The organism is Microbacterium sp. CJ77 (assembly GCF_002911615.1).
Taxonomy (GTDB): domain Bacteria; phylum Actinomycetota; class Actinomycetes; order Actinomycetales; family Microbacteriaceae; genus Microbacterium.
Genome location: NZ_PQBR01000018.1, coordinates 47,201 through 56,617 on the forward strand (window position 1 = coordinate 47,201; position 9,417 = coordinate 56,617).

General features: G+C 70.4%; 7 protein-coding genes. 4 read left to right on the plus strand and 3 right to left on the minus strand.

Annotated features, from left to right (window positions below; translation table 11 throughout):
* Window positions 1-4: 4 nt before the first annotated feature.
* Window positions 5-1,327, minus strand: a complete 1,323-nt coding sequence (locus C2868_RS10560; RefSeq protein ID WP_103663299.1) for a class I SAM-dependent RNA methyltransferase — start codon at window positions 1,325-1,327, stop codon at window positions 5-7.
* Between the two features lie 59 nt (window positions 1,328-1,386).
* Here C2868_RS10560 and C2868_RS10565 point away from each other — a divergent pair, with 59 nt between their 5' ends.
* The gene (locus tag C2868_RS10565) at window positions 1,387-2,034 is read left to right on the plus strand and encodes a nucleoside triphosphate pyrophosphatase (protein WP_103663300.1); all 648 of its coding nucleotides are present in this window, start codon (window positions 1,387-1,389) and stop codon (window positions 2,032-2,034) included.
* A 78-nt stretch (window positions 2,035-2,112) separates the two neighbouring features.
* Entirely contained in the window at window positions 2,113-3,879 is a 1,767-nt protein-coding gene (locus tag C2868_RS10570; RefSeq protein ID WP_100810196.1) for a biotin carboxylase N-terminal domain-containing protein, read from the plus strand.
* Between the two features lie 242 nt (window positions 3,880-4,121).
* Here the strand turns inward: C2868_RS10570 and C2868_RS10575 are convergent, their stop codons facing one another.
* Window positions 4,122-5,576 (minus strand): NAD(P)H-quinone dehydrogenase, encoded by a 1,455-nt coding sequence (locus C2868_RS10575; protein ID WP_103663307.1) that lies wholly within the window; start codon window positions 5,574-5,576, stop codon window positions 4,122-4,124.
* 171 nt (window positions 5,577-5,747) lie between these two features.
* Between C2868_RS10575 and C2868_RS10580 the strand changes: the two genes are divergently transcribed.
* Both C2868_RS10580 and C2868_RS10585 read left to right on the plus strand, forming a co-directional pair.
* Window positions 5,748-6,581, plus strand: coding sequence for a purine-nucleoside phosphorylase (locus C2868_RS10580; protein WP_103663301.1), 834 nt, complete (start codon window positions 5,748-5,750; stop codon window positions 6,579-6,581).
* Window positions 6,578-8,320 (plus strand): phospho-sugar mutase, encoded by a 1,743-nt coding sequence (locus C2868_RS10585; RefSeq protein WP_103663302.1) that lies wholly within the window; start codon window positions 6,578-6,580, stop codon window positions 8,318-8,320. The genes C2868_RS10580 and C2868_RS10585 overlap by 4 nt, the downstream gene beginning before the upstream one ends.
* A 91-nt stretch (window positions 8,321-8,411) precedes the next feature.
* Here C2868_RS10585 and C2868_RS10590 read toward each other — a convergent pair whose 3' ends face one another.
* Window positions 8,412-9,383: an IS481 family transposase gene (locus C2868_RS10590; RefSeq protein ID WP_103663303.1), complete on the minus strand. Its 972-nt coding sequence runs from the start codon at window positions 9,381-9,383 to the stop codon at window positions 8,412-8,414.
* Between the last annotated feature and the right edge of the window lie 34 nt (window positions 9,384-9,417).

Sequence of the window (9,417 nt, forward strand, 5' to 3'; positions counted from 1 at the left end):
CAGCCTAGCTGCGCGAGCCTGCCGAACCCGCGGCAGCGCGGTGCGCGTCGCGTTCGAAGACCGCAACGGCCTCGACATGGTGCGAGTTGGGGAAGAGGTCCAGGGCCCGCAGATCACGCAACGCGTACCCCTCGGTCAGGAACGTGGCGGTGTCGCGCGCGAGCGCCACCGGGTCGCACGCGACATAGATCGCGGTCCGTGGCGCCAGCGCCGCGATCGCACGGACCACACCGGCACCCGCCCCGGCACGCGGCGGATCGAGCAGGACCGTGGCGTCACGATATGCGTGAGGAGCGGATGCCTCGGCCAGCTCGGCCACTTCGGCCGCGAGAAAACGGTCGACGCGCGCCGTGATCGCCTCGGCGTTGCCCCACTCACGCAGGTTGCGCGCCGCGTGGTGGGTAGCCCGGGACGCGGATTCGACCGTCGCGACGCGCGTCGCGGGCCCGCCGGCCTCGCCGAGGACGGCCGCGAACAGGCCGACTCCGCCGTACAGGTCGAGGTTCGGGGCATCCGGATCGAATCCCGTACTCGCGAGAGCCTTCGTGACCGCGTCCGCAAGCGTCGTCGCGGCGAGCCGATGCACCTGCCAGAACCCGCCGGCGTCGACGCGGAACGTTCGCCCCCGTACGGTCTCGACGACGACCTCGCGGTCGGCAGCATCGGCGCCCCGGCGGACACCGCCACGCTGACCACGGCGCGGGCCCGAGGCATCCGTCCGCTCGATGACACGCACCTGTCCGTCTGCGGGCAGCACGAGATCGACCCGATCGCCGCCCCGGGTGCCGAGGCCGAGCGCGGCTTCGGCCAGCGCGGGCGCCGCGAGGGGGTGCGACGAGACGGGGACGATGTCGTGCGAGCGCGCCGCGAAGGGCCCGACCGTGCCGTCCGGGCCGACATGCAGGCTCAGGCGCGTGCGCCAGCCCGTGCCGTCCGTGCTCTCGTCGGCGCCCGCGGGCTCGACGGTCACGTCGATCGGCAGGTGGGCGAAGCGTTCGAACGCCTCGCGCAGCACGCGTGCTTTGAGCTCACGCTGGGCATCGAGGCGGATGTGCCCGAAGTCCGCGCCGCCCGGGCGCACGTGCGGCGGCCGGGCGATGTCGGCCTCGGCCCAGATGTGCGGACGTCGGGTCTCGGCAGGTTCGAGCACCTCGAGGGCCTCGGCACGCCAGAACGCGGGGCGCGAGTCATCCGTGATGCGAGCTCGCACCCGCTCGCCCGGAATCGCGTCGGGGACGAAGATCACGCGGCCCTCGTGGCGGGCGACGAAGATGCCGCCGTGCGCGACTCCGGTGATCTCGAGGTCGACTGTCTGGGCGGTATCCACGTCCCGAGCATTTCACAGTCGGGTGAATACCCGGTCGCGCCGCTCGCTAGCGTGGGAGCATGCGCGTCTGCCTCGCCTCGACCTCTCCCGCCCGTCTGATGCTGCTGCGCCAGGCGGGTATCGAACCCCTGACGATGGCGCCCGACGTCGACGAAGACGAGGTCATCCGCGCCGTCGAGACGGCGCAGGCCCGCACGCTCTCGCCCGACGAGCACGTCCTCCTGTTGGCACGACGGAAGGCTGCGGATGTCGCGGCGCGGGTCGCCCGGGACGACCCGGCCTTCGATGGGCTCGTGATCGGCGGCGACTCGATGTTCGAGTTGGCGGGCGAGATCCTCGGCAAGCCGTACACCGCCGAGAACGCGACCGCCCGGTGGCACGCGATGCGCGGGAAGACGGGCGTGCTGCACTCGGGCCACAGCGTCTTCCGCGTCGTCCCGGGACTCGAGCCCCGAGAGGCGCACGCCGTCGCCTACGCCTCGGTGACGTTCGCCGATGACGTGGCGGACGCCGAGATCGCGGCCTATGTCGCCACCGGCGAACCCCTGCATGTCGCGGGGGCGTTCACGATCGACAGCCTCGGCGCCGCGTTCATCACGCGGATCGAGGGCGACCCGTCGACCGTGGTGGGGATGTCGCTTCCCACTCTGCGCCGCCTGGCTCGCGAACTGGGCGTGGAATGGACGAGCCTCTGGAGGGTGTTGTAGACGTTCGCCCACGTTCCCGGCGGCTTCTTGTCGGTACCTGTCAAATCCCGGGGCCGGAGCGTCGGTAGGCTGGCGACCATGCCCGAATTCGGCAAAGTCCTCATCGCCAATCGTGGCGAGATCGCTGTCCGTATCATCCGAGCCACCCGCGACAGCGGACTCGGTTCCGTCGCGGTGTACGCCGATCAGGATCGTGACGCGCTGCACTCGCGCCTGGCCGACGAGTCCTACGCCCTCGAGGGCACGACGAGCGCCGACACATATCTCTCCATCGAGAAGATCCTGTCCATCGCGCGCCGCTCGGGCGCCGACGCCGTGCATCCGGGCTACGGCTTCCTCGCCGAGAACTCCGGCTTCGCCCGCGCCGTCATCGACGCGGGCCTCGTCTGGATCGGCCCGCCGCCCGAGGCGATCGACGCCCTCGGAGACAAGGTCACCGCGCGTCACGTTGCCGAGCGCGTCGGCGCCCCCCTGGCGCCCGGCACTCCGGGCCCCGTCTCGAACGCCGACGAGGTCATCGCCTTCGCTCGCGAGGTCGGGCTTCCCGTTGCGATCAAGGCCGCGTACGGCGGCGGCGGGCGCGGGCTGAAGGTGGCCCGCGAGTTCGATGAGATCGCCGAACTCTTCGAGTCCGCGACCCGCGAGGCCGTGACCGCGTTCGGCCGCGGCGAGTGCTTCGTGGAGAAGTACCTCGACAAGCCCCGTCACGTCGAGACCCAGTGCCTCGCGGATTCCGCGGGCAATGTCGTCGTCGTCTCGACACGCGACTGCTCGCTGCAGCGCCGCCACCAGAAGCTCGTCGAAGAGGCGCCCGCGCCCTTCCTCACGCCGGAGCAGACGCGCACGCTCTACGAGTCGTCCAAGGCCATCCTGCGCGAGGTCGGCTACGTCGGCGCCGGAACCTGCGAGTTCCTGATCGGCGCGGACGGCACCATCTCGTTCCTCGAGGTCAACACCCGCCTCCAGGTCGAGCACCCGGTCTCGGAAGAGGTCACGGGCGTCGACCTCGTGCGCGAGCAGTTCCGGATCGCCGCGGGTGGTCTGCTCGAGGCCGGCGACCCCGAGGTCACCGGCCACTCGATCGAGTTCCGCATCAACGGCGAAGACCCGGGCCGCGGGTTCCTGCCGCAGCCCGGTCCGATCCACGTCTTCAAGACATTCGGCGGCCCCGGCATCCGCCTCGACTCCGGCGTGACCGCGGGCGACACCGTGAGCGGCGCATTCGACTCGCTGCTGGCGAAGATCATCGTCACCGGTCGCGACCGCGCCGAGGCGCTCAGCCGGGCCCGCCGCGCGCTCGACGAGTTCGAGGTCGCGGGTCTGCCCACCGTGCTGCCCTTCCACCGCAAGGTCGTCCGCGACCCCGCCTTCACGGCCGAGGACGGCAACTTCGGCGTCTACACCCGGTGGATCGAGACGGAGTTCGCCAACGACATCGCGCCGTGGGATGGCGAACTGAGCGATCCGACGCCCCCCGAGGCACGCCACACGGTCGTCGTCGAGGTCGCGGGCAAGCGCCTCGAGGTCAGCCTGCCCGACCGGATCGTGTCGTCCTCGACAACTGCCGGACGCCCGGTCGCCGTGCCGCCCTCACGCCGCGATCATGCGAAGACCGTGCTCTCCGGAGCATCCGGTGACGCCGTCAAGGCCCCCATGCAGGCGACCATCGTCAAGCTCGCGGTCGAGGACGGGCAGCTGGTCGTCAAGGGCGACCTGGTCGTCGTGCTCGAGGCGATGAAGATGGAGCAGCCCATCCAGGCGCACAAGGACGGCGTGGTCGGCGGGATCGACGCGAACCCGGGAACGACGGTCTCGGCCGGTCACCAGCTGCTCACCATCAGCTGAGTCCTGGGGCTTCTCTCTGCGGAGTCGGTCCGATCCGCGAACCGGGCCCACCGTCGCGCGCGCATGAACCCCACGCCGGCTGCACATCCCGGCATCCGCTACATCGATCTGTGGCGCGGATGTCGCGAAGTGGCGCCAACCTGGTGCCGGACGTCCGGGAGGGCGGCGCGGACAGGGCAGAGCGATCGAGCGCGCGCGAAGTGACCCACCCCGGGGCGAGGGACTCAACCCGAACGGGGGGCTCAGCCCTCGTCGAGGTCCGGACCGCGATCGACGACGTGCATCGAGCGCGCCAGATCCGTGATGCTGCTCGCGAGTGACGGGTACACCGCGAAGGCGCGCGAGAGCTGATCGACGCTCAGGCGACGATCGACGGCGACGGCGATCGGGTAGATGAGTTCGGATGCCTTGGGCCCGACGATCACGCCGCCCAGCACCGTCCCCGATCCACGACGGGCCATGAGCTTCACGAACCCGTCCGTGATGCCCATCATCTTCGCGCGCGGATTCGCGGCGAGCGGCAGCTTGTGCACGACGCCCTCGATCTTGCCGTCCATGATGTCCTGCTCGGACCATCCGACCGTCGCGATCTCGGGGGCCGTGAAGATGTTGGCCGCGATCCGGCGACGCTCGATCGGGATCACGATGTCGCCCAGGGCATGGAACACCGCGGTGCGACCCTGCATGGACGCCACCGAGGCGAGCGGAACGAACGTCGTGCAGTCGCCGGCCGCGTAGATGTTCGGGACGGAGGTGCGCGAGACGCGGTTGACGCGGATGTTGCCCGACGATGTCATCTGCACCCCGGCCTCTTCGAGGCCGAGCCCGGCGGTGTTCGGGATCGACCCGACCGCCATCAGACAGTGGCTGCCCTCGATGCGGCGACCGTCACCGAGCGTCACCACGACGCCGCCGCCCTCGCGGACGACCGACTCGGCACGCGCCTTCGAGAGCAGGGTCATACCGCCACGGCGGAACACCTTCTCGAGCACGGCCGCGGCATCCGCGTCCTCGCCGGGCAGAACCTGGTCGCGACTCGAGACGAGCGTGACCTTGGCACCGAGGTTCATGTACGCCGAGGCGAATTCCGCACCCGTGACACCCGATCCGACCACGATCAGGTGCTCGGGAAGCGTGGGCATGTCATAGAGCTGGGTCCACGTCAGGATGCGCTCGCCGTCGGGCTGGGCGCTCGGGAGCTCTCGCGGCGAGGCGCCGACGGAGATGACCAGCGTGTCGGCCTCGACACGGTCGAAGTCGGTGCCACCGGGTCCGGTCGAGACGACGACGGCGCCCGCGCCCTCCAGTCGGCCGTGACCCGAGATGATGCGGACGCCCGCGTCGAGCAGCGTCTGACGCATGTCCTCGGACTGCTGGCGCGCGAGGGAGAGCAGGCGCTTGTTGACCGCCGCGAGATTGATCGCAACCTCGGGACGGCTGGGCTTGCCGTCCGAGTTCCGCGCGAAGAACTGAACGCCGAGATCGGATGCCTCGGAGATCGCCTTGGCCGCGTCGGCCGTGGCGATCAGGGTCTTCGACGGCACGACATCCGTGATGACCGCCGAACCTCCGACGCCCGCGCGCTCGACCAGGGTGACCTCGGCTCCCAGCTGGACGCCGGCGAGCGCCGCCTCATAGCCACCGGGCCCGCCGCCGATGATTGCGATTCTCTGCGTACGTTCGAACTCACCGGACATGGTCCCCATTGTGTCATCCGCCACCTCCCGCCCGATGACACGCACGAGAGGCCGGCTCGCCTGGCCGCGGATGCCATCTCCCGCGACGCGACAACGCGCCTCCTGCCAGGCGAGCCGGTCTCTCTCGCGCCGCGTGTGGCCGACCGGGCCCGAGCTTCCTAGAGTGGGGGGATGTCAACGCATACCCCCCACCCGCTCGACGACCCCGCAGCGGACCCGTTCGCGATCGCCGCCGACGCTGCCGCCGACATCGCGCGGCTGACCGGCGTCGAGACGCACGACATCGCCCTGACCCTGGGGTCGGGCTGGGGTCGAGCAGCCGAACTCATCGGCGAAACCGTCGCTTCCTTCCCGGCGACCGAGGTCACGGGATTCAGCAAGCCCGCGCTGGAGGGACACGCCGGAACACTCCGCAGCGTCCGCACCCCGGGCGGAAAGCACGTGCTGGTGATCGGCGCGCGCACCCACTACTACGAGGGGTACGGGGTCCGCCGCGTCGTGCACAGCGTCCGCACGGCCGCCGCGACCGGGGCCCGCACGATGGTGCTCACCAACGGCGCGGGCGGGATTCGCGAGACCTGGGCCCCCGGCCAGCCCGTCCTGATCAGCGACCACATCAACCTCACCGCGGACTCGCCGCTCGAGGGTGCGACGTTCATCGACCTGACCGACCTGTACTCATCGCGCCTGCGCGACATCGCGCGCACCGTCGACCCGAGCCTCGACGAGGGCGTGTACTGCCAGTTCCGCGGCCCGCACTACGAGACCCCCGCCGAGGTGCAGATGGCGAAGGCGATCGGCGGCCACATCGTCGGAATGTCCACTGCCCTCGAAGCCATCGCCGCCCGACAGGCGGGTATGGAGGTGTTGGGCTTCTCGCTCATCACGAACCTCGCCGCCGGCATCCAGAAGACCCCGCTCAGCCACGAAGAGGTCATCGAGGCCGGCCGTGAAGCCGAGCCGGTCATCTCGTCGTTGCTCGCCCGCGTGATCGGCGAACTATGACCGAGATCGTCGCAACAGACTCGGATGCCGTGTCGCCGCCGGACCCGACACTCGAGGCCGCGCGCGCGTGGCTGGCCGAGGATCCGGACCCCGAAACCCGCGCCGAGCTGGCCGAGCTCGTGGAGCGCGCGGAGGACGGCGATGCCGAGGCATCCGCCGACCTGCACGATCGCTTCGATACCCGGCTGGCATTCGGCACGGCGGGTCTTCGCGGCGAGCTCGGAGCGGGAAGCAACCGGATGAACCGGGTGCTGGTCGCCCAGACCGCCGCGGGCCTCGCTGCGTTCGTCAGCGATCGCGTAGCGGGTTCGACGGGTGCGAACGACACGGCGACGATCGTGATCGGGTACGACGGACGCAAGAACTCCGCGGTGTTCGCGCGCGACTCGGCCGAGATCTTCGCGGGCGCCGGCCTGCGCGCCATCCTGCTCCCCCGCATGCTGCCCACGCCGGTGCTGGCGTTCGCCGTGCGGCACCTCGGCGCCGATGCCGGTGTGATGGTGACGGCGAGCCACAACCCGCCGCGGGACAACGGCTACAAGGTCTACCTCGGCGGCGAGGACGACGGCGCGCAGATCGTGTCCCCGGCGGATGCGCAGATCGCAGGGCGGATCGACGAGGTCGCGTCCGACGTCCCCGTGTCGCGCATACCGCGATCGCTCGGGTTCGAGATTGCGGGCGAGGACGTGGTCGACGCCTATGTCGCCGAGACCGCGGCCACGGCCCCGGCGCGCGCCGTGGACGCGGGTGACACCGGTGCGCTGCGCTGGGTGTACACCGCGATGCACGGGGTCGGGCACGACACACTCGACCGTCTGCTCTCTGCGGCGGGGTATCCGGCACCGATCACGGTGGATGCGCAGATCCTGCCCGACCCGGACTTCCCGACCGTCGCGTTCCCGAACCCTGAAGAGCCGGGCGCGATGGACCTTGCGATCGAGGCCGCCGCGGCAACGGATGCCGAACTGATCCTCGCGAACGACCCCGACGCCGACCGCCTGGCCGTCGCCGTCCCCGATGGATCGGGAGCCTGGCGACGCCTGAGCGGCAACGACGTCGGCCTGCTGCTCGGTTGGCGGGCGGCTCGTCGGGCTCGCGCCGCCGGGGCGCCCGAGGGCTCGTCCCTTGCCTGCTCGCTCGTTTCGTCGCCCGGGCTGGCCGCGATCGCGGGCCACTACGGCCTGGACTTCCACGAGACGCTGACCGGATTCAAGTGGATCTCGCGCTCGCCCGGGATGGTCTTCGGTTTCGAAGAAGCCCTCGGATACCTCGTCGATCCGCACGTCGTCCGCGACAAGGACGGGCTCTCGGCCGCGCTCGCCGTCCTCGAGCTCGCGACCCAGGCGCGCGCGGCGGGGTCGTCGCTCGGAGGGATGTTGAGCGATCTGGCGTCGCAGTTCGGGCACTTCGCCAGTGCGCAGGTGTCGATGCGGGTCGATGACCTCTCCGTCATCGGGCGGATCATGGCGCGGCTGCGGGCCGAGCATCCCACCGACATCGCAGGCATCCATGTCTCGCGCATCGACGACCTGCTGGACGGCACGGCAGCCCTTCCGCCGGGCGATGTCGTGCGGTTGTGGCTCGACGACGGATCGCGGCTCATCGTGCGCCCGAGCGGCACCGAACCGAAGCTGAAGGTGTACATCGACGTTCGGGGCGACTCCGCCGAGGATGCCGCGGCGCGTACCGCGGCGCTCGAGGATGCCTCGCGGGCCCTCGTCGCCCGGCTGCGGGACTGACGCCCCGTTTCGGCTCGCTGCGCTCGCTCCACGGGCGGGGCTGCGCTCGCTCAACGGGCGGGGCGGTGCTCGCTCAACGGGCGGGGCTGCGCTAGGCTGTACTGACCTCGACCGTTGGTGATTCGGTCGATGGGGTTCGGCCTCCGATGCCGAGGTGGGCTCTGTCTAGGTTGTAGTAGTCGAGCCAGGCCCGCAAGGCGGCGCGGCGTTCGGCGTTCGAGGTGAAGGGGCGGGCGTAGGCCCACTCGGTGGTGAGGGTGCGGTTCAGGCGCTCGACTTTCCCATTGGTCCAGGGGCAGTGTGGCTTGATGAACTTCTGCGTGATGTGGTGCGCGTCGATCACGCGGTGGAATGCTGCAGACTTTCGGTAGGCGAACGCGTTGTCGCTGATGACGCGTTCGACCGTGACGCCGAGGGTGGCGTAGAACGCGATCGCCCGTTCGAGGAACCCGGCAGCGGTGACGCCCCTCTCATCGTCATGGGTCTCGGCGTAAGCGACGCGGGAGTGGTCATCGATCGCGGTGTGGATGTAGTCGTAGCCGATCCCGCGGCCGCGGACCTTTTCGCTGCGACCGTGAGCGCGCCATCCGCCGCCGTCGGGGATCCGGCCGAGCTTCTTCACGTCGATGTGGATCAGCGACCCGGGATGGGCGTGCTCGTAGCGGTTCGCGGACCGCCGGGTTGCCTTGATCACGACGCCGGTGACCGGGTCGAGGTCCCGCAGCAGCGGAACATGATGGCGGCGCAGCACCCGACCGACCACGGACGCGTGCATCCCCAGCCGTGCGCCGATGAAGACCGGGCCGCGACGGGTCAGTTCACGCATGATCCTCACTCGCGTCTCCTGGCAGGGTCCCGTCTGGTGCGGATGGGTGTGAGCGACGCTGGAACGCTCCTGCAGTCCCGCGACGCCCGCCTCCCGGAACCGCCGCCACCACCGCCACGCGGTCGTGCGGGAGATGCCCATCTCCGCCGCGACATGCGCGACCGCACGCCCCGACTGGATGCGCTGGACCATGATCAACCGGCCGGCCGGAGTCAGCCGGGCATTAGCGTGAGACAAGAGAGACCTCCGTGGGTTCGAGCTGAAGAACTAG